The organism is Burkholderia sp. A2, assembly GCF_001729305.1.
In the GTDB taxonomy this organism is placed as follows: Bacteria; Pseudomonadota; Gammaproteobacteria; order Burkholderiales; family Burkholderiaceae; genus Burkholderia; species Burkholderia sola.
Genome location: NZ_LZXX01000093.1, coordinates 136,940 through 158,022, shown reverse-complemented (window position 1 = coordinate 158,022; position 21,083 = coordinate 136,940). Strand labels below are relative to the sequence as shown.

The window sequence follows — 21,083 nt, the reverse complement described above, 5'->3', positions numbered from 1 at the left end:
AACGAGGAGGGCAAGAAGGGGCGCATCGCAGTGGGGCAGCTTGCCGACCTGGTGGTCCCGGATCGCGATTTCTTCGCATGCGCGGAGGACGACATCGCCGCCACGACCGCGTTGCTGACGGTGGTCGACGGGAAGATCGTGTGGGGCGCGGGGCCGTTCGCGTCGCACGACGCGCCGATCCCGCCGGCGATGCCGGACTGGTCGCCGGTGCGCGAGTTTGGCGGTTATGGCGGCTGGGGCGCGACGCAGCGCAACGGCGCGCCGCTGCAACGCGCGGCGGCCGCCGCGATGTGCGGCTGCGCGAATGAATGCAACCTTCACCAGCATGCGCACGCGAGCGCATGGGCAAGCACGTTGCCGACGTCGGATGCGAAGGGCTTCTGGGGCGCATTCGGGTGCTCTTGCTGGGCGATCTGACATCGCGTGCCTACCGCTGCGACTCCCCGGCATGGTTCCGCACGCTGCCGCTCGCGGTGCGCGTGTTTCTCGTCGGTCGTCCGGGCCGCCCGGATGAGTCGCCTGCATCCCGCTGAATCAGCATCCGCGCGCGGCGCCAGGCCGCGCGCGTCAACATCACGGAGAAAACCAATGAGTTCATTCAACCTGCGCAACCTGCTGCGCATGACCGCCGCGTCGTCGGCCGTGCTCGCCGCGCTGCTGGCCGGCGCGCCGGCATTCGCCGACGAAACCCACCTCGACGACATCGCGTCGCCGGCCGCCGCCGCGCGCGCTCCCGCCATTGCGGTCGGCCCGCAGTACGACACGACCCACGTGTGCGTCGCACCCGAAGACTTCGACCGCTTCACCGACAGCTTCGTCGCGACGTTCGGCGGCAAGAAGTCGAAACAGGGCGTGTTCCAGGTCACGCCGACGCCGAGCCAGACGATGTCGCAGCTCGTGCTCACGCCGGTCGGCACGATCTCGGTATTCGGTTTCAAGACGCCGATCCCGTATCCGTTCTGCGAGGAACGCACCGGCTATCTCGTCACCGACATGGACGTCGCGGTGAAGTCGGCGCGCGCGCATGGCGCGGACATCGTCGTGACGACGTTCCCCGACCCGATCGGCCGCGACGCGATCGTCCGCTGGCCGGGCGGCGTGAACATGCAGCTGTACTGGCACACGCAGGCGCCGAACTACGACCCGCTGCAGACGGTGCCGGAGAACCGCGTGTACGTATCGCCGGAAAGCGCGAGCAAGCTCGCACGCGACTTCGCCGCGTTCTCGCACGGCAAGATCGTGTCCGACGTGCGCCATGCACCGGGCATCGAAATCGGCCGGCCGAACGACACGTACCGCCGCATTCGCATCGAGTCGGGCTTCGGCAAGATGACCGTGCTCGCGACCGATGGCCACCTGCCTTACCCGTTCGGGCGCGAAATGACGGGCTACGAAGTGGCCGATCTCGCCGCGACGCTGAAGCAGGCCGAAGCCGCGGGCGTGACCGTGCTCGTGCCGCCGTTCAAGTCGGACGGCCGCGACGCGGCGCTCGTGCAGTTCCCGGGCGGCTACGTCGCCGAAATCCACGCGCGGTCGAAATGACGGGGCGCCGGCCGATGAAGCGATCGTGGCGCGGTGCGCTGCCGTGCGTCGTGCTGGCGGGCGGCGCCGCGTTGCACGCGGGGTCGGCCGTCGGCGCCGATGCCGCCGCCGATGCCAATGTGTCGCCGGCCGCCGCCGCCGCGGCGTGCACCGCGAAGCGCCCGACGGTGTCGTTCAACCGCTGGCAGGAAGACTGGTCGGCGTTCGCGAATCCGTGCGTGCCGCGCAAGCCGTTCGACGCGCTGAAATACATACGGCTCGGCGACGACCCGTCGACCTACCTGTCGCTCGGCGCGAACCTGCGCGAGCGCTTCGAACTGAACAACGCGCCGCTGTTCGGCCTCGGCGCCGCGCACGACGACAACTACGTGATCCAGCGCGCGAACGTGCATGCGGACCTGCGCTATCGCGGACACTTCCAGGCATTCGTGCAGTTCGTCGATGCGCGGCCGTTCGGCAAGGACACGGTCGGCCCGGTCGACAAGGATCAGCTCGACCTCGAGCAGGCGTTCGTCGCGTACGTCGATCAACTGGGGCCCGGCACGTTCAAGACGCGGATCGGACGCCAGGAGATGGCGTTCGACTTGCAGCGTTTCGTGTCGGTGCGCGACGGCCCGAACGTGCGGCAGGCATACGATGGACTGTGGACCGATTACGAAATCGGCAAATGGCGGCTGATCGGCTATGTGACGCGCCCGGTGCAGTATCGCAATGCGGCCGTGTTCGATGACGTGTCGAACCGGCACCTGCGATTCGACGGCGTGCGCGTCGAGCGCACCGGCACGGGGCCCGGCGATCTGTCCGCGTACTGGTCGCGCTATACGCGCGACAACGCGCGCTATCCGGATGCCTCCGGCACCGAGCGGCGCGACGTGTTCGACATGCGCTACGCGGGCAAGACCGACGGGTTCGACTGGGACGTCGAGGCGATGCTGCAGACCGGCCACGTCGGGCAGGACACGGTAGGCGCGTGGGCGTTCGGCGCGCTGGGCGGCTACACGTTCGCGAAGACGGCCGGCACGCCGCGCATCGGCATCCAGGTCGACGGCGCATCGGGCGACGCGCATCCGGGCGACCGGCGCGTCGGCACGTTCAACCCGATGTTTCCGAACGGCTATTACTTCACGCTCGCCGGCTACACCGGATACAGCAACCTGATCCACGTGAAGCCGTCGCTGACGTTCAAGCCGGCCAGCTCGGTGACGGTGCTCACCGCCGTCGGCTTCCAGTGGCGGCAGACGACCGCCGACGCGATCTACGGGCAGGGGATGTCGGCGGTGCCGGGCACGGCCGGCAAGGGCGGCGCGTGGACGGGGATGTACGCGCAGGCGCGCGTCGACTGGCTCGTGAACGCGAACGTCGCGCTCGCGCTCGAGGCCGTGCACTTCCAGCTCGGCTCGTCGATTCGCGCGCTCGGCGCGCGCAATGCCGACTATCTCGGGATGGAAGCGAAGTTCGGCTGGTGACGCGTCGCGCCGTGCCGCGCGTGTCAGGGCTGCGCGCGGGCGAGCGATTCGACGAAATCGATGAACGCGGTCACGCGCTTCGAGCCGCGCTGGTTCGGCAGGTACAGCGCGGTGATCACCGCGCGCGCCGAGCCCGGCGTCACGTCGTATCGATCGAACAGCCGCTGCAGGCGGCCGGCTTCGATGTCCGCGTCGACCAGCCAGTCGGGCAGCAGCGCGATGCCGGCGCCGTCGAGCGCGGCCTCGCGCAGCACCTCGCTGTGATTCGATTTCAGCCGGCCGGTGACGACGACCTGCGTCGTGCGTTGCGCGCCGGCGAACGTCCACGTCTGCTGGTCGACGCCGAAATGAAAGCGCAGGCACGCATGATCGACCAGTTCGCCCGGGGTCGCGGGCGTGCCGTGCGCGTCGAGGTACGCGCGGCTCGCGACCACGTAGCGCCGGAACGTGCCGAGCGGCCGCGCGACGACTTCCGCGGTCGGGGCCGCGTCGCCGAGCCGGATCGCGACGTCGATCCGGGCGGACACGAGATCGACGCGTTCGTCGGTGAGTTGCAGGTCGAGGTCGAGCTTCGGATGGCGCGCGACGAACGCGGCGACGTGCGGCGCGATGCGGCGCAGCCCGTACGCGACGGGGACCGACACCCGCAGCGGCCCGGACGGCTCGTCGCCGCGATCGGCCACCAGCGCGTCGGCATCGGCGAGTTCGCCGAGCACGCGTTTCGCGCGCGCATAGTAGACGGCGCCCGCGTCGGACAGCGTGACCTGCCGCGTCGTGCGGTTCAGCAGCACGGTGCCGAGCGACGCCTCGAGCGCGTCCACCGCGCGCACGACCGACGAAGCGGCGAGATCGAGCCGGCGCCCCGCGCTCGAGAAGCCGCCGGCTTCCGCGACTTCGACGAACGCGCGCAGCGCGGAGAATTTGTCCATGGGGTCGCCTCGGTGCGGGTTGTAACGGCGCATTGCATGCGGTTCGCATTCTAGCGCCGGCCGGCGCGGCGGCCGCGCGCACGTGCCGCGTCTTCAGGACAATTCAGGCCACGCTCAGGATTTTCGCCGTGGCGCCCGATAAGCTGCGCGACATTGCGTGTTGCACGGGTCGGTCGTTCGTGACCGGGCGCGCGCACGGTTCGTCCCGGAGAACACATGAAGAACCCGTTCCGGCACGCGTGCGTCGTGCATGCGGCCCGCTTGCTCGTCGTGGCCGGATGGGCGGGCCTGCTCGCGTCCGCGGCGTTCGCGCAGGCCGCAACGTCGCCCGACGCCCGCGCCGATGCGCAACCCGTCGCGCAATCCCGGGCGCCAGCCGCCGCCGCGGGCCTGCAGCCTCCCGGCTTCTATCGGCAGAAGATCGGCGATTTCACGGTGATCGCGCTGTCCGACGGCACCCATCCGTTTCCGGTCGACACGGTGTTTCGCGACATCTCGAAGGACGAGATCCGGCGCGATCTCGACCGCGCGTTCCTGGAGCCGCCCGTGCAAGGGTCGATCAACGCGTTCCTGGTCGATACCGGATCGAAGCGCATCCTCGTCGACGCGGGCGCCGGCACGCTCTACGGCGACTGCTGCGGCAAGCTGATCGACGACCTGCGCGCGGCCGGCTACGCGCCCGCGCAGATCGACGAAGTGCTGCTCACGCATCTGCACAAGGACCATGTCGGCGGCATTGCGTCGAATGGCGCGATGACGTTTCCGAATGCCGTCGTGCGCGTGAACGCCGTCGAGGCCGCGTACTGGCTCGATCCCGCCAACAAGGCGCAGGCGCCGGCGTTCCTCGCGTCGTTCTTCGACGCGGCCGCGGCGGCGGTCGCGCCTTACGTGGCGGCCGGCCGCTTCAAGACGTTTCGGGGCGAAGCGGCGCTCGCGCCCGGCATTCGCGCGGTGCCGATGCCCGGCCATACGCCGGGGCATACGGCCTATCTGATCGAGAGCGGCAATGCGGGCCTGCTCGCGTGGGGCGACATCGTGCACGTGGCGGCGATCCAGTTGCGCGACGTCGACGCGACGGTCCAGTACGACAGCGATGCCGGCGCCGCCCGCCGTACGCGGCGGGACACGCTGAAGCGCGTCGCCGATCGACGCTATCTCGTCGGTGCCGCGCATATCGCGTTTCCCGGGCTTGGCCACCTGCGCCGGGACGGTGCGCAATACGACTGGGTGCCGGTCAACTACGACGCGACGCCGGTGCGGTGACGAGCCGGCCACATCGGCGAGGCCACATCCGTGGCAGCATGCGCATGCTGCGGCATTCGGGAGGACGACGCGCCACGATGTGAATCGCTCACGCGCGTCGCGTGTCCTGATCCGGCGCCGTCGTGAGCCACGGCCGTCCGGTGCGTGATCGCGAGTCCGAGATACCGCGACGACACGTCCAGCAGACATCCGGCAAAATCAACCATCATTTCGTTGTTTCCCCTGCATTCGTATAAGCAAAATCTTCATCACGCTGCGCACGGCGCGAGCGTCGCCTGCGTCGCTGCAAGCCGGGCAATGTTCGGTACAGCCGCCATTGCGTCAATCTCGTCGCGTTGCTCGCCGAAGGCGTCGAGCAAATACTCGGTCAATCTCCGCACCCGCGCGGGGAGATTGCGTCTGGACCGGTAGACGAGGCAGGCTTCCAGCGGCGCGACCTGCCACGCATCGAGCACACGCACGAGTTCGCCGCGATTGAGCGCCGCTTGTGCGAGCGGGTCGGGCAGGATTGCTACCCCCTCGCCGTCGACGGCCGCCGCGAGAAGCGCATGAGGACAATTCGTGCGCAGCGCCGCGCGCGAGGCAAGCGACACACACTCCCCGGATGCTGCATGGCTGACCGTCCATACCGAATGCTGTGCGCCCGTCGCGAGGCAAGCCTCGGCCGGCACATCGAGCGGGTGAGCGAGAGCGCTGGTCCGTTCGAGCCAGGCAGGACTCGCATAGAGCCCGAGATGCACGGCCGCGAGTGATCGCGCGATGCACGACGACGGCGCCGAGCGACCGACGACGATTGCGAGGTCTGCAAGATCGCCGAGCGTATCGGCCAGGTGATCGACGCGCCGCACGTCGACCCGTACTTTCGGCCACGCGCGCATGAAGCGGACCAGGACGGAAGTGAGGCGGGCGGTATCGAAGATTGCCGGCACCTCGATGCGGACGTTACCCGCGCAATCGCCGGCTTCGTCGCTGCCGGTACGCGCGAGGTCTTCATAGGAGGACAGGACGCCCGTGACGCGCTCGAGCACCGCATGGCCGGCCGTGGTCAACGCGACGCGGCGCGTGGTCCGGTTGAAGAGCTGCACGCCGAGCATCGTTTCAAGATCCTGCACCGCGCGGCTTACCGACGGTACGCCAACATTGGTGGCGTCGGCTGCCCGCGTGAAACTGCCGTGGTCCGCCACTGCCTTGAATACCTCCAGCGCTTTCAGACGCTCCATATCGACCTCCGATCATTGATTGGCTTGCATGGAGCCATGTTGGCGGGGAGACGCGCGTCGGGCCAGTTACGACTTGTTAAGCGTTGCTAAGTCGGCGCCCGGATCCGTGCCGATCCTCGTCGGCTGCAGCAAAACAGGTTTTTTTAAGATCTTTTAAGGGCGCGTACTGCGCTTTTGAGTAATGATTGGCCGTTTTTGCGTCAATGTGCGCGCCCGGCGCACCGTATTGGCCGACACTCAACCCGCGCGATGACGCTCTCGATGACCGCTCCTTACAGCCTCGCGTTCGGCCCTTTTACGCTGCAATTCCCGCAACGCGTCCTGCTCAAGGACGGGACGCCGCTGAAAATCGGCAGCCGCGCGCTCGACATTCTCGTCGTACTTGTCGAGCAGGCGGGCGCGCTGGTCTCGACGCGCAATCTGTGCGACAGCGTCTGGGTGGACAACGTCGTCGAGGAAGGCGCGCTGCGCGTGCATCTGTCGGCGCTGCGCAAGGTGCTCGGTGACGGACCGGACGGTGCGCGTTACATCGTCAACGAGACCGGACGCGGCTATCGTTTCGCCGCGCCCGTTACCCGGGCCGAAGCAGTGGACCCGGCCGCACCACGGCCTCATACGCACGCAACCCGGCCTTCCACCGGGTCCGACAGCGGTTCACGCATGCCGGTCACGCTCGCTCGCGTGATAGGCCGCGAGGATGTCATCGCAGGTCTGACCGACCACTTGCCCGAGCGACGCTTGCTCACCATCGCCGGCCCGGGAGGCATGGGCAAGACGACCGTCGCCGTCGCCGTCGCGCATCGCTTCGCCCAGCGCACCGGCGTGCGCGCCGTGTTCGTCAATTTCGCGCCGGTTTCCGCGGCCGCGAGCGCGGCCAGTACGATCGCGTCGGCGCTCGGCGTTGCCGTCTCCAGCGGCGATCCGGTACCCGACCTCATCCAGGCGCTTGGCGCGTCGCCGGTGCTGCTGGTGCTGGATAACTGCGAGCATCTGATCGATGCCGTTGCCGTGCTCGCCGAGCAACTGCTGCAAGGCGCGTCGGGCGTGCATCTGCTGGTCACGAGCCGCGAGCCGCTGCGCGCGGAAGGCGAATCCGTCCATCGCCTCGCCGCGTTGCCGTCGCCCGAGACTGACGCAGGCGTGAGCCTCCACGACGCCATGCAGTTCCCGGCGATCGCGCTGTTTCACGACCGCGCGCGCGCCGCCAATGACCGGTTTGCGTTGAGCGACGCGAATCTGGGCCCCGTCATCGATATTTGCCGACGGCTCGACGGTATCCCGCTCGCGATCGAATTTGCGGCGGCGCGCGTCGGCTTGATGGACGTGCATTCGATTGCAGCGCGGCTCGACGACCGCTTCGCGCTGCTCACGCAGGGCCGCCGCACGGCGCTTGCGCGCCAGCAGACGCTGCGCGCAACGCTCGACTGGAGCTATGAATTGCTCCGGCCGGAGGAGCGCCAGGTGCTGCGCCGCCTCTCGGTCATGCGGGCCGCCTTCGGCATGGATGCCGCCGCGGCTGTCGCAGCCGGTGGCGACGTCGATGACCTCGCAGCCTTCGACGCCGTCACCGGCCTGATCGCCAAGTCGCTGATCGCCTGCGCAATCGACGATTCGGATCATCCCTATCGACTGCTCGACACGACGCGCCATTACGCGTATATGCGACTTGAAGAGGCGGACGAACTCGATGACGCGCGCCGCCGCCATGCGTTGTACTGCTGTGCGATTTTTGCCGACCCCGTGGCGGCGTGGGAAGGCAAGGCGCCGCGTCAGTGGCTCGCGATTCACAGCCAGCGAATCGACGATGTGCGAGCCGCGTTCGATTGGGCGGCGGGCCAGGATGGCGAGCCGAAGCTCGCGATCGACCTGCTGATCGCGACGGCGCCGCTGTGGTTTCATCTTTCGCTACCTCACGAGTTCCTCGGGATGGCCGAGCGCGCAATCGCCGCGGCGGAAAACTCGGATCTGGCGGGCAAGGAGCAGCATATCGAACTGCTCGCCGCGTACGGTCACGCGCTCTGGCACACGCGCGGGCCGACGGCGGCGATGGCGAACGCGTTCGACGCCGCACAGGCCGCCGCGCAGCGCCTCGGCGACGACCGGCTCGCATTGCGCATGCTGTGGGGCGTGTGGGCGCATCGGACGCTCGCGGGCGCGTACGCGGAAAGCCTCGAACATGCGCGTGCGTTTCGCGCTGCCGCCGCACGCACGGGCGATTTTTCGACGACGCAAACCGGCGAACGGATGTGTGCGCTGTCACATCACTTCCTCGGGGACCACGATATCGCGCGCGCATTGATCGAAGCGGTGATGGCTCGCGACAAGGACCCGGTGCGCGCGACGCACGCGAACCACGCGCAGGTCGACGCGCATATCGCGGCGATTTCCATTCTGATGCGCATTCTGTGGCTGCAGGGCGAGACGGACGCGGCGATGGCGCTCGCGCGCGACTGCGCGACGGAGGCGCTCGCGATCGATCACGATCTGACTGTCTGTTACGGGCTCGCGATCGGCTCGATCGCCGTCGCGACATGGGAAGGCGAAGTGGCGCTCGCGCGCGAATGGACCGTGCGGCTTCGCGAGCGCACGCGCCGGCGCGGTCTCGCGTATTGGGACAAATGGGGCGAGGGCTTCGAGGCCATTCACGAAGGCAGACCTGTCACGCCGGCAGGCGCCACCCCGATGCAACTCGAAGTGTTCGCGTGCGCTGGCGACGCAGGGAGCGCAAACGCATTGATCGAAGCTGGACGGGCGAACACGCCATCGTGGTTACAGGCGCATTTGCTGGAAGTCGCGGCAACGCGCGGTGTGCGGACATGAAGCGACGGTAAATCGGCTCGAAGCGTGCGTCACGAGCGCGAACGCTTTGCTGGACACGGGCTTAACGCCTCTTAGCAACGCTTAACTGTCGCTCGTGCGGGAATCCGATGAGAATTTCTTCTGTCGACGGCCAACGGTGCCGGATCGACAAGCAAGCTCACTCATCGGAAACTGCCCCATGAACGATTTCACGTCTGCCCGTCTGCCCGAAGACGCCGCACCGGGCCTGATTAGATCCGCAGACTCGTATCCGATCCTCGATGCGCAAACGCAATCGTTCGTCGACCATGCCACTGAGGCAGGGGTTCCGGCAGAGCGTTTGCGCGAATGGGCAAACGGCGATGCGACGGACGCGATACACGCCGAAGAAATCGCGCTGAAAGCTGGCGCGGCGGCCTCGGATTTCACGATCCGGATCGTACGGCCGCCGCAGGCGGCGCCCACTCCGCTGCCCGCCGTGCTCTTCCTGCCGGACGGCGCGAGCTTCGCGGGTTGCCAAAGCGACAACCGGCTTGCGCGCAGGATCGCCACCGACGCCGAGGCGGCCGTCGTACTCGTCGATTACACCTCGGCACCCGCTGCGTGCTTTCAGACCCAAAACGAGCAGGCGTTCACCGCGCTCGTCCATCTGCACGAGCACGCACGCGCATTGAATCTCGACGGCGGCACCCTTATCGTCGCCGGCGAAGGCACGGGCGGTCATCTCGCCGCGACCCTCGCGCTGCTGGTCAAGGCGCGTCGCGGCCCCCGTATCGCGCTTCAGATCATGCTGTGTCCGACGCTTTCGACAAGCACGGCGGGCGCCTCGGCAGCGAGATGCGCCGACGGTCCGAGCTTTACCGCACACACGGGGCGCATGCACGCATGGGCGCGCTTTCCGTCAGAAAACCTCGGCGAAACAATCGCAATGCCGCTAAACGCGAGTTACACGGATCTCGAAGACCTGCCTCCCGCGCTGATCGTCACGGCTGAAAACGATGTCGCACGTGACGACGGCGAAGCCTACGCTCGCAAGCTGATGCTCGCCGGGGTTCGCGTCAGCGCGGTTCGCTGCCTCGGCACGATTCGCGATTTCACGGTGCTCGACGGCCTTGCCGACACGCCGCCCACCGAGGCTGCGTTGCGATTGGCATGCGGCACGATCCGCGCGACGCTGCGCGGACATTGAATATGGGACAGATCGATCGCGTCAGGAAAGCGGGCAGTAGCGCGTTGACGCGCCCGGGCGGCGGATCAGCGCGACCGCGCACGCCGCCACGCGCCGGGTGGATGGCCGACGATCCGTGCGAATACGCGGTTCAGATGGCTCTGGTCGGCGAAGCCGCACGCGACCGCGATGTCGGCCAGCGTCATGTCGGACGTCTCGATCAGCTCGCGCGCGCGCGTCACGCGCTGTTCGAGCAGCCACTGGTGCGGCGTGCGGCCGGTCGTGCGCGAGAACGCGCGGATGAAATAGCCGCGCGACAGGTCGCATTCGTTCGCCACTTCCTCGATCGATACGCCGAGGTCCGCCTTTTCCATCAACAGCTCCTGGGCGAGCGCCACCTTCGCGGGCGACAGCATGCCCTTGCGTTCGAGCTCGCGCGTGCGTGCGTTGCCGTAGCGGCGCACCAGGTGCGTGCCCATCGCGAGCCCGATCTGTTCGATGAACAGCGCGTTCAGCGGGCCGCCTGCGTCGAGGCTGTCGGCCACCGCGTGCGCGAGATGGCCGAGCACCGGATCGCGCACGTCGGGGCGGCACGTGAGGCCGCCGATCGATTGGCCGCCGTGCTCGGGGCCGACGCGTTCGAGATACGCATGCGGCAGCTCGACCAGCACGAAGTCGAAGTGGCCGTACAGATCCGCGTGGAAATGGCGCGAGAAGTCGCGAATGTAGATCGAGTGATGCTGGAACCGGCGCTCGCTCGCGCCGGCGCGCCCATAAAGCGTGCGGCGGTGGCCGCCGCTCAGCGACACGCCGACCAGGAAGCCGCGGTCGCACGGCGGCATCTCGATGCGTTCGACGTGCGCCTCGCGCATGCATTTGCGGTGCAGCCTCAGGCCGCCGGATGTCGTCTCGACATCCTTTGCCAGCAGGCTCGACACGCAACCGAGCGTGTCTTTCGGCCGCCGCGGAGCCGATGCCACCGGCGCGGCGATGACGGAGTCTGACATGGAATTCCCCAACGAGGGACTCGGAGCGTGAAATGACGAGTCCAGTTTAGATGCGCACGCGAACGTTCAAAATGAATTTGCATAAACGTCCGCCGGCCATCCTGACAAATTGCTTTCAATGCGTGTGCGCGGCGAGTGCGCCACCCGGCTCGACGCCTGCGCGAGCGGCCCGGCAGAGTATAGCGCCCGACTTTTACACGCAAGTGATCGTGCCGGCCGCGCTCCACCGAAATCCGCGGCCAGAGCGCATTTTCATTCAAGATTTCCGGCGACCACCCGTCTACACTCGGTCCGGAATTCGACACTTTCCGTCCGGTGCAACGGCGCGCCGGACGCGGACTTCCTGCCGGGTGAACTGCCGCGTTCATCGGGCAGCCATCCCGAGGGACCCGGAGGCGGCCATGATCCAGATCGGAACTTTGTCTGTGGATTTCGAGCAACGCGACATTCGCCGGCACGGCGCGTCGCTGCGCATCGGCGCGCGCGCGCTCGACATTCTCGAAGTCCTGCACCGCGCGAGCGGTTCGGTCGTGTCGAAGGACGACATCATGGACGCGGTCTGGCCGGGCCTGATCGTCGAGGAGAACCGGCTTCAGGTGCATGTGGCGACGCTGCGCAAGGCGCTCGGCGCGAGCCGCGATCTGATCAAGACGGTGCCCGGGCGCGGCTACCTGCTGGTGGCGAGCGCGTCGTCCGGACCGGACCTCGTGCCCGTGGTCGACGCGCCGGCCGTCGCGACGCCGCCGGCCGTCGTCGCGTTGCCCGATGCGCCCGCGTCGCCGCTGCTCGCGCCGCTGGTCGGGCGCGACGCCGAACTCGCGCAGATCGTCGACATGCTCGAACGCACGCCGGTCGTCACGCTCGTCGGCGCGGGCGGCATCGGCAAGACGAGTCTTGCCGTGCGCGTCGCGCACGGCGTGCGCAGCCGCTCGCGCGAGCGCGTGCTGTTCGTGGAACTGGCGCGTGCGTCGACGCGCGACGACATGCTGATCGCGCTTGCCGCCGAGCTCGGTCTCGACACGCACGGCGTGCCCGCGCTCGACCGCATCGGCGACGCGTTCGCGACGTCGCCCTGCCTGCTGGTGCTCGACAACGCGGAGCACATCGTCGATCTGGTGGCGAGCCTCGTCGAAACGCTGACGTCGAGCGCCGGCTTGCTGCGCGTGCTCGTGACGAGCCGCGAGCCGCTGCACATCTCGGCCGAAGCGGTGCTGCGCATGAGTCCGCTCGCGGTGCCGGACGGCGACGCGTCCGCCGACGAAATCGTCCGCTGTTCGGCCGTCGCGCTGTTCCTGGAACGCGTGCGCGCGGCCGCGCCGGATTGCGCGGTCGACGAAGCCGGCGTGCGGCTGATCGGCGACATCTGCCGGCGCCTCGATGGGCTGCCGCTCGCGATCGAACTGGCCGCGGCGCGCGTGGCGACGCTCGGGCTCGCGGTGGTCGCGTCGCGTCTCGACGACCGGCTGAACCTGCTGACGGGCGGGCTGCGTTCGGCGCTGCCGCGTCATCAGACGCTGCGCGCGACGTTCGACTGGAGCTACGTGCTGCTCGATCGGGCCGCGCGCGCGCTGTTTCGCCGGATGGGGTGCTTCATCGGGCCGTTTTCGTTCGATGCCGCGTACGCGGTCGCCACCGAGCCCGGCACGTCGGCCGCGGACATGATCGCGGTGCTCGGCGAGCTGGTGGCGAAATCGCTGGTGACCGTCGAGTTCCATGGCGCGTATGCGCGCTATCGGCTGACCGAATCGACGCGCGCGTATGCGGTCGAAAAACTGCACAACGAAGGCGAGTTCGAGCGCATCGTCGCGCGCCATGCGGAGTACGAGCGCGCGCGCGCGCCCGTGCGGCTCGTGGCGCCCGCCGACGTGCCGCTTGCCGATGCGCCCGCGCCGGCCGTGGACGAACCGGCGGACGCCGCCGACGCCGCCGGCGTGCCCGAGCCCGACCGGCTGGCGCGCGCGCTGCTGGAGCCGTCGCGGATGCGCGCGTGCACGGCGCGCGCGAGAGAGGTGCTCGACGAACTCGACACGGGCGCGGCAGACCCGGTCGACGCCGCGCGCGAGATGCGGCTGCGTGCGGCCTGCGCGTCGGCGCTGCTGCATACCGACGGCGACGCGCTGGCCGCCGCCGCGATGTGGGACCGCACGCTCGGTCTCGCCGCGCACGTCGGCGACGATGCGTTCGACGCGCGCGCGCTGGTCGGGCTGTGGAACACGATGCTGACGCTGTCGGACATTCACGAATCGCTGCGCTACGCGACGCGCTTCGAGCGGGCGGCCGAGCGGCGCGGCGACCGGTCGCAGCGGTTGCTGGCGAACACGATGGTCGCGACGTCGCTGCATTACTTCGGCGAGCATGCGCAGGCGCGCGAGCGGCTGGAAGCGGCGACGGCCGAGCTCGCCGACGCGGGCGAATCGCCGTGCGCGCAGGCCGCGCTGGGCGTCGACATGGCGACGCTGGGCCGCACGATGCTGATCCGTCTTCTGTGGATGCAAGGCGAGCCCGAGCATGCGATGCGCGTCGCCGCGCAGGCGGTCGAGTGCGCGCGCCGCGGCCCGTCGCCACTCGCGCTGTGCATCGTGCTCGGCGCGGCCGCCGTGCCGATCGCGCTGCGCTACGGCGATCACGACATCACCTCCGACTATCTCGCGACGCTGCGCGGGACCGCGGACGCGCACGGGTTCGACATCTGGCGCAGTCACGCCGAATGCCTGACCGGTCAGTTCGACATCCAGTCCGGCCATCCCGGCGCCGGCCTCGCCCGGCTCGAACCCGCGCTGCGACGCGTCGAGGCGAGCGGATTCCGGCGCGTGCTCGCGCCGTTGACCGTCGCATATGCGGAGGGCCTCGTGCGGACCGGCCGCGCGGATGAAGCGTGCACCCGGCTCGATGCGACGCTCGCGCGGTGCCGCGCGCACGGCGAGCACCTGTTCGTCCCCGAACTGCTGCGCGTGAGAGGCGTCGCGATGCTCGAGCAGGCGCGCACCGTCGGCGCGGATCTCGCCGTCGCGTACGAGGCGGACGGGCATCGTCATCTGCAGATGGCGATCCAGACCGCGAACGCGCAGGGCGCCGCGATGTGGGCGCTGCGCGGCTCGCTCGATCTCGCCGATCACCTGATCGAGCGCGGGCACACCGCGCAGGCATCGGCGCTCGTCGCCGGGGTCGCGCGGCATTTCGATCCGCATTCGCGCGCTCACGACGTGCGCCGCTTGCTGCGCGTGCAGAACTTCGTTCGTCCGGATGCGCCGCTCGCGCCGTCCCTGACGCGCGCGCGACGCGATGCCGCCGACGCGGCCCAACAGGCGGCATAACGATGCGCGAAACCGGTACGGCAGTGCGGTCGCGTGATTGCAGCATGCGTGCCGACGCGCGCGCGGGCGCGCACGGGAGGCCCGACGGTGCTTAGAGCGACGGAACCCGCGCGTTCGGCGGACCTCGTCGTGTTCAACGGCAAGATCGCGACCCAGGACGAACAGCGCTCGTTCGTCCGCGCGCTCGCCGTGAAGGACGGGACCATCGTCGCGACCGGCGACGATCGCGACGTGCTGCGCCATGCGCACGACGACACGACCCGAATCGATCTGAACGGCCGTACCGTGATTCCGGGCCTGATCGACGCGCACCTGCAGGCGATCCGCGGCGGCATGAACTTCAACCTCGAGGTGCGCTGGGACGGCGTGCCGTCGCTGGCCGACGCGCTCGAGCTGCTGGGCCGGCAGGTACGCCGCACCCCCGCGCCGCAATGGGCGCGCGTGGCGGGCGGCTGGACCGCGCTGCAGTTCGCGGAAAAGCGCGGCCCGACGGCGGCCGAGCTCAACGCGATTGCCCCCGACACGCCGGTGTTCATCCAGCATCTGGCCGACAGTGCGTGGCTGAATGCAGCCGCGCTGCGCGCGCTCGGCTACGGGCGCGACACGCCCGATCCGCCCGGCGGCGAACTGCGGCGCGACCGCCACGGGCGGCCGACCGGGCTGCTGCTCGCGCGCCCGGACCCGGCGGTGCTCGGCGCGGCGCTGGCCCGCGCGCCCGTGCTCGATGCGGACGACCGCGTCAACTCGACGCGGCAGTTCATGCGCGCGCTGAACCGCGTCGGCGTGACGAGCGCGATCGACGCCGGTGGCGACGGCCTCGCGTATCCGGACGACTATGCGGCGGTCGCGACGCTCGCGCGGCGCGGCGAATTGACGACGCGCATCGCCTATGCGCTGGGCGCGCGGCACGCCGGCCGGGAACTCGACGACTTCGCGAAATGGATCGCGCTGACGGCGCCCGGCCGCGGCGACGCGTTCCTGCGCGCGAGCGGCGCGGGCGAGCGGCTGCTGTTCTCGGCCGTCGATCTCGGGAATTTTCTCGAACCGCGCGTCGACCTGCCCGCGTCGGTCGACGCGGAGCTGGCGGCCATCGTCCGGCTGCTCGTGCGTCACCGCTGGCCGTTCCGGCTGCATGCGACCTACGACGAATCGATCGGCCGCTTCCTCGACGTGTTCGAAGCGGTCGATCGCGACACGCCGTTCGACGGGCTGCGCTGGAGCTTCGATCGCTGCGAGACGATCTCGGATGCCAATATCGCGCGTGTTGCGGCGCTGGGCGGCGGCATCACCGTGCAGCCGCGCATGGCGTTCCAGGGCGAAGCGTTCATCGCGCGCCATGGCGCGGCGGCGGCCACGCGCGCGCCGCCGATCCGCGCGATGCTCGCGGCCGGGCTGCCGGTCGGTGCGGGCTCCGGCGCGACGGGCGCGGCGAGCTACAACCCGTTCGTCGCGCTGTACTGGATGGTGTCGGGGCGCAGCGTCGGCGGCACCGCGCTGTATCCCGCGCGCAACCGGCTCGGCCGGATGGAGGCGCTGCGCCGCTACACGGTCGGCAGCGCGTGGTTCTCCGCGGACGAGCATCGCAAGGGCGCGCTGGTGCCCGGCCGGTACGCCGACTTCGCGGTGCTGAGCGACGACTACTTCACGGTCGACGCGCGGCGTATCCCGGCGTTGTCGTCGGTGCTGACGGTCGTCGACGGCAAGGTCGTGCACGCGGAACAGGAATTCTCGCCGCTGGCGCCGCCGCCGCCGCCCGTCAGCCCCGCATGGTCGCCGGTCGCCGCAGGCGGCGTCGCCGATGCGGTGGACGGCGGCGGGCGCGCCGCGCCGCACGCGTCGGCGGCAGGCGACGCTTGCGCGGCTTCCGGCATCGACGCGTGCCGGGCGCACAGTCACGGGCGCCGCTTCGCGCGGTCGCGCTATCCGACGGCAAGTGCGGCCGCCGAACGCTGCGAAGCCTTCGGCGGCTGCTGCGTCGCGTTTTGAGCGGCGCGTGCCGGCGCGCGCCGCACGTCGCCGTGCATGGAACGATTTTCCGCCCCGGGCACGGGGCATGAAGGAGACAGGATGAATGCTGCGCACCCGCGCGCATCGGCCACCGGCGACGAAGTGGCCGGCGTTCGCATTCCGCGCACGCCCGTTGCGGCCGAGGCAGCCGACGCGGCCCGCGCGTCGTTGCCCGCCGCGCTCGTCGATCACGCGTCGCGCGTGTTCGTGTTCGCGTCGCTCGCCGCGCGGCGTGCGGGCGACGCGTGCGACGCCGATGCGCTGTACGTCGCCGCGATGTACGCGAACATGGGGCTGAGCCCGGCGTACGGCCGTTCGACCGAACGCTACGAGCTCGACGGCGCGGATGCCGCGCGTGCGTTGCTGTTGCGGCACCGCCGGTCGCAGCGCATGCGCGACGACGTATGGCATGCGATCGCGCTGCATACGACGCCGGGTGTGGCCGTCCGCGCGTCGCCGCTTGCGCGCGCGTTGGCGTGCGCGATGTCGACGGACCTGATGGCGACCGACTTCGACGCCTATACCGCCGACGAGCGCACGGCGCTCCTCGCGGCTTACCCGCGCGGCAGCGGTTTTCCCGAAGCGTTTCTCGACCTGGTCGCGCGCGGCGTCGCGCACCGGCCGCAGTCGACGTTCGGCACGTGGAGCGCCGACGTGCTCGAACGCGTCGATCCGGATTTTCATCGGCCGAATTTCTGCGGGCGCGTGCTGGGCGCACGGTGGAACGACACGTGACGGCGCCGGTCCGGCGTGCGGCAGTCGCACGCTCGACCGGCTGCGGCGCGCGGCCGCGCCCGGGATGCCGCACCTGGCGCGCCGCCCGTGCGGATCACGCGTGCGAGGGCGCCGCGTCGTACCGCGCATAGTCGACATAGCCGGCGCGGTCGCCGCCGTACCAGCCGGCGGCCTTCGGTTCCGCGAGCGGTGCGCGGGCCGCGATGCGCTCCACGAGATCCGGGTTCGCGATATACGCACGCGCAAACGCGACGAGATCGGCGTCGCCCGCGTCGATCAGCGCGTTCGCCGCGTCCGGCGAAATGCCGCCGTTGACGATCAGCGTGCCGTGGAACGACCGGCGCGCGTGCTCGACGATGCGCGGCAGATCCGGCTCGCCGCTCCAGCCGTTGGTGTCGGCCGCGTGCAGATACGCGACGCCTGCCGTGTCCAGCATCCGGCCGACGTACGCGAGCGTCGCGTCCGGATCGGCGTCGCGCACGTTGTTGTATTTCGCATACGGCGAGATGCGCACGCCGACGCGGCTCAATGGCATCACGCCGCCGACCGCGTCGACGATCTCCTCGAGAAAGCGCGCGCGGTTCGCGACCGATCCGCCGTAGCGATCGTCGCGGCGATTCAGCGTCGACGACAGGAACTGGTGCGGCAGGTAGCCGTTGGCCGCATGGATCTCGACGCCGTCGAAGCCCGCGGCCATCGCGCGCGCGGCGGCCTGCCGGAATTCGTCGACGGCCGCGACGACTTCATCGGTCGTCATCGCGCGCGACGGCGTCGCATGAATCTTCGTGTAGTAGCCGTTCTGCAACTGCGCCCAGACCTGCAACTGTTCGAGGTCGTCGTTCACGCCGGACGGCGACAGCGGCGCGGCGCCGCCGAGCAGCGTCAGCGAGCTGACGCGGCCGCCGTGCCACAGCTGCGCGAAGATGCGCCCGCCGTTCGCATGGACGGCATCGGTGATGATTTTCCACGCGGCGGCCTGCGCATCGTCGACGAGACCGGGCGTCAGCTCGAATGCGGCGGACGCCCGACTGACGTTGGTGGCCTCGGTCACGATCAGGCCGGCTGACGCGCGCTGCGCGTAGTACTCGGCCATCAGTTCGGTGGGCAGGCCGCGCGACGGCGCGCGCGAGCGCGTCATCGGCCCCATCACGACGCGGTTCGGCAGCGCGAGGCCGCGCAGATCGTAGGTACTGAGCAGGGAAGACATGATGGACTCCTGTGGTTCGACGGGGAGCGGGGCGGCTTCGCGCCCCGCGAACGGATCGATTCGACGTGTGACGAGGGTTCAACCTGCGGCGTGACGTTGCGCGTGCGGCCGGCCGACGAGCAGGTAGTGGGCGAGCGCGACGATCGGGAACGCGCCGGCCACCGCGGCGACGAGCGGCCAGCCGCCGTGTTCGTACAGCGGGCTCGCGAGCGCGGAGCCGACGGCGCCGCCGACGAAGATGCTCGTCATGTAGAGCGCATTGAGCCGGTTGCGGCTCGCCGCATGCAGCGCGTAGATTTCGCGCTGGCCGAGCACCATGTTCATCTGCACCGCGAAGTCGAGCACGATGCCGGTGACGACGAGCCCGTACAGGCCGGCGCCGTGCACGAACCCGACCGCATACGCGAGGGCGCCGGCGACGAGCGCGATCAGCGTCGCGCGCACCGTATGGCCGGCATCCGCGAGGCGCCCGGCCACCGGCGCCGACGTCGCGCCGATCGCGCCGACCAGCGCGAACAGGCCGATCGCCGATTGCGACAACCCGTAGTGACGCGTCAGTTCGACGGGCACGGCGGTCCAGAACAGGCTGAACGACGCGAACATCAGGCCCTGGTAGAACGCGCGATGGCGCAGGACCGGCATCGTGCGAACGAGGTGCAGCAGCGAGCCGATCAGTTCGAAATAGGTCGCGCGGTGATCGGGCTGGCGCGACGGAATCGTCAGCGCGAGCACGGCCGTGACGAGCGTCATCAGCACGGCGGCGGCCGCGAACACGAAGCGCCAGCCGAACGCGTCGGCCACGACGCTCGACAGCGGCCGCGCGAGCAGGATGCCGAGCAGCAACCCGCTCATGATCGTGCCGACGACGCGTCCGCGCGAATGGTCGGGCGCGAGGTGCGCGGCGAGCGGCACGAGGATCTGCACGGCCACCGAGCTGAACCCGATCAGCAGTGAAATCGCGAGAAAGAGGCCGGGCGTGCGCACGAACGCCGCCGCCGCGAGGCTCGCGATCGACACGACGGCCGTCACGATCATCAGCTTGCGGTTTTCGAGCAGGTCGCCGAGCGGCACGATGAAGAACAGCCCGAGCGCGTAGCCGATCTGCGTCAGCGACACGATCAGGCTCGCCGTGTTGCCGGACATGTGCAGGCCCGGCGCGATGAGCTCGGTGATCGGCTGCGCGTAGTACAGGTTCGCGACGATCGCGCCGCAGCTGAAGGCGAACAGGAGAATCAGCCCCTGCGTGAGTTTGGCGCCGTGCGCGGGGGGCGCGAGCGGTGTTGAATTCGTTGACATGATCGACTCCTGGAAAAGAGAAGGGCCGGACACCGAAGCGTCGCGCCGGCATCGAAGTCGCTCGGCCGCGCTACGGTGTACCGCATTGCCGTTCATACTATTGATCAATCGATAAAACCGGAAGCGAGGCGCCGCGCAATCGAGTGTTGCGCGGCACGCAAAGGTGCCGCGCGGCGCCGGTTCAGCCGCGTTTGCCCTGCAGCGTCGGAATCTGCTCGAACAGGCCCGCGAGCCAGTCGACGAACACCTTCAGCTTGACCGGGATGTGGCGATTGGGCGGATACAGCACCGAAATCGGCTTGGGCGGCGCGTTGAAATCGGTCAGGACCTCGCGCAGCCGGCCCGATTTCAGGTAAGGCTCGACGAGGTACAGCGACGTCTTGATCAGGCCGATGCCGGCGACGCCGCATTCGATGTAGTTGTCCGCGTCGTTGACGGCCACCGTGCCGCACATCTGCACGATGCGCGGCTCGCCGTCGACGACGTAGTCCCACGGGCGCGGTCGCCCGGTGTCGGCCGAGATGTGACTGACCGCCACGTGCTGCGTGAGATCGTCGACGGTCTCCGGCTCGCCGCACCGCGCGAAATACGCGGGCGAGCCGCACGTGCAGGTAGTCAGGCTGCCGATCCGCCGCGCGATCATCCCCGAATCGTCGAGCGCGCCGATGCGCACCACGCAGTCGACCCCTTCGCCGACGAGGTCGATCTGCCGGTCGGTCACGCCGAGTTCGATCATGATGTCCGGATGGGCGTCGAGAAACGCCGGCAGCGCGGGCACGACGACCTGCTTCGCCATCGCGGGCGGCAGGTTCACCTTCAGCCGGCCGCGCGGCACGTTGCGGGCCTGCGACACCGACGCCTCCATGTCGTCGATCTCGCGCAGCACGGCGACGGCGCGTTCGTAATACGCCTGGCCGTCCTCGGTCAGCGAGATGCGGCGCGTGGTGCGGTTCAGCAGCCGGCAGCCGAGATGCTGCTCGAGGGCGCTCAGCAGCGCGGACACGCGCGGCGTGGTGAGGCCGGTCGTGTCGGACGCGCGCGTGAAGCTGCCGGTTTCGACGATGCGCGTGAACACGCGCATCGAAAGCAAGGTATCCATCGTCGGAAGCTCTCCAGCCTGTCGGCATGCG

15 protein-coding genes are annotated in these 21,083 nt (G+C 69.4%); 9 read left to right on the top strand and 6 right to left on the bottom strand.

The features are described from left to right. The 3 genes from A9Z05_RS17410 to A9Z05_RS17400 all read left to right on the top strand — a co-directional run. On the top strand, positions 1–417 hold a 417-nt coding region (locus A9Z05_RS17410; protein WP_141723426.1), incomplete at its 5' end, for an amidohydrolase family protein. 171 nt (positions 418–588) lie between these two features. Then, on the top strand, positions 589–1,542 hold the full coding sequence (locus tag A9Z05_RS17405; protein WP_069619205.1) for a VOC family protein: 954 nt from the start codon (positions 589–591) through the stop codon (positions 1,540–1,542). A gap of 14 nt (positions 1,543–1,556) precedes the next feature. Next, positions 1,557–3,008 (top strand): alginate export family protein, encoded by a 1,452-nt coding sequence (locus A9Z05_RS17400; protein WP_069619218.1) that lies wholly within the window; start codon positions 1,557–1,559, stop codon positions 3,006–3,008. 23 nt (positions 3,009–3,031) lie between these two features. On the opposite strand, the gene A9Z05_RS17395 is transcribed toward A9Z05_RS17400, so the two are convergent. After that, positions 3,032–3,937: a LysR family transcriptional regulator gene (locus A9Z05_RS17395; RefSeq protein ID WP_069619204.1), complete on the bottom strand. Its 906-nt coding sequence runs from the start codon at positions 3,935–3,937 to the stop codon at positions 3,032–3,034. Between the two features lie 216 nt (positions 3,938–4,153). On the opposite strand from A9Z05_RS17395, the gene A9Z05_RS17390 reads away from it, so the two are divergent. Continuing rightward, complete coding sequence (locus A9Z05_RS17390) at positions 4,154–5,200, top strand: MBL fold metallo-hydrolase (RefSeq protein WP_069619203.1); 1,047 nt, start codon at positions 4,154–4,156, stop codon at positions 5,198–5,200. 248 nt (positions 5,201–5,448) lie between these two features. Here the strand turns inward: A9Z05_RS17390 and A9Z05_RS17385 are convergent, their stop codons facing one another. Then, a complete protein-coding gene (locus tag A9Z05_RS17385) occupies positions 5,449–6,420 on the bottom strand; it encodes a LysR family transcriptional regulator (RefSeq protein ID WP_069619202.1) in 972 nt (323 codons plus the stop codon). 261 nt (positions 6,421–6,681) lie between these two features. Between A9Z05_RS17385 and A9Z05_RS17380 the strand changes: the two genes are divergently transcribed. Beyond that, positions 6,682–9,240 carry a winged helix-turn-helix domain-containing protein gene (locus A9Z05_RS17380; RefSeq protein ID WP_069619217.1) on the top strand — a complete coding sequence of 853 codons (2,559 nt, stop codon included), beginning with the start codon at positions 6,682–6,684 and terminating at the stop codon, positions 9,238–9,240. 178 nt (positions 9,241–9,418) lie between these two features. Beyond that, positions 9,419–10,408, top strand: a complete 990-nt coding sequence (locus A9Z05_RS17375) for an alpha/beta hydrolase fold domain-containing protein (protein WP_256122018.1) — start codon at positions 9,419–9,421, stop codon at positions 10,406–10,408. Between the two features lie 65 nt (positions 10,409–10,473). On the opposite strand, the gene A9Z05_RS17370 is transcribed toward A9Z05_RS17375, so the two are convergent. After that, on the bottom strand, positions 10,474–11,394 hold the full coding sequence (locus tag A9Z05_RS17370; protein WP_069619200.1) for an AraC family transcriptional regulator: 921 nt from the start codon (positions 11,392–11,394) through the stop codon (positions 10,474–10,476). Positions 11,395–11,795: 401 nt separating this feature from the next. Here A9Z05_RS17370 and A9Z05_RS17365 point away from each other — a divergent pair, with 401 nt between their 5' ends. The 3 genes from A9Z05_RS17365 (at position 11,796) to A9Z05_RS17355 (ending at position 17,450) form a co-directional block, all read left to right on the top strand. Then, a complete protein-coding gene (locus A9Z05_RS17365) occupies positions 11,796–14,708 on the top strand; it encodes a winged helix-turn-helix domain-containing protein (RefSeq protein ID WP_069619199.1) in 2,913 nt (970 codons plus the stop codon). An 87-nt stretch (positions 14,709–14,795) separates the two neighbouring features. Beyond that, positions 14,796–16,694 carry an amidohydrolase gene (locus tag A9Z05_RS17360; RefSeq protein WP_069619216.1) on the top strand — a complete coding sequence of 633 codons (1,899 nt, stop codon included), beginning with the start codon at positions 14,796–14,798 and terminating at the stop codon, positions 16,692–16,694. An 81-nt stretch (positions 16,695–16,775) separates the two neighbouring features. Beyond that, positions 16,776–17,450, top strand: coding sequence for a phosphohydrolase (locus tag A9Z05_RS17355; protein ID WP_069619198.1), 675 nt, complete (start codon positions 16,776–16,778; stop codon positions 17,448–17,450). 94 nt (positions 17,451–17,544) lie between these two features. On the opposite strand, the gene A9Z05_RS17350 is transcribed toward A9Z05_RS17355, so the two are convergent. From A9Z05_RS17350 to A9Z05_RS17340, 3 genes are all read right to left on the bottom strand, one after another. After that, positions 17,545–18,657, bottom strand: coding sequence for an alkene reductase (locus A9Z05_RS17350; RefSeq protein ID WP_069619197.1), 1,113 nt, complete (start codon positions 18,655–18,657; stop codon positions 17,545–17,547). 78 nt (positions 18,658–18,735) lie between these two features. Next, positions 18,736–19,953, bottom strand: a complete 1,218-nt coding sequence (locus A9Z05_RS17345; protein WP_069619196.1) for an MFS transporter — start codon at positions 19,951–19,953, stop codon at positions 18,736–18,738. A 181-nt stretch (positions 19,954–20,134) separates the two neighbouring features. Then, complete coding sequence (locus tag A9Z05_RS17340; protein ID WP_069619195.1) at positions 20,135–21,052, bottom strand: LysR family transcriptional regulator; 918 nt, start codon at positions 21,050–21,052, stop codon at positions 20,135–20,137. Between the last annotated feature and the right edge of the window lie 31 nt (positions 21,053–21,083).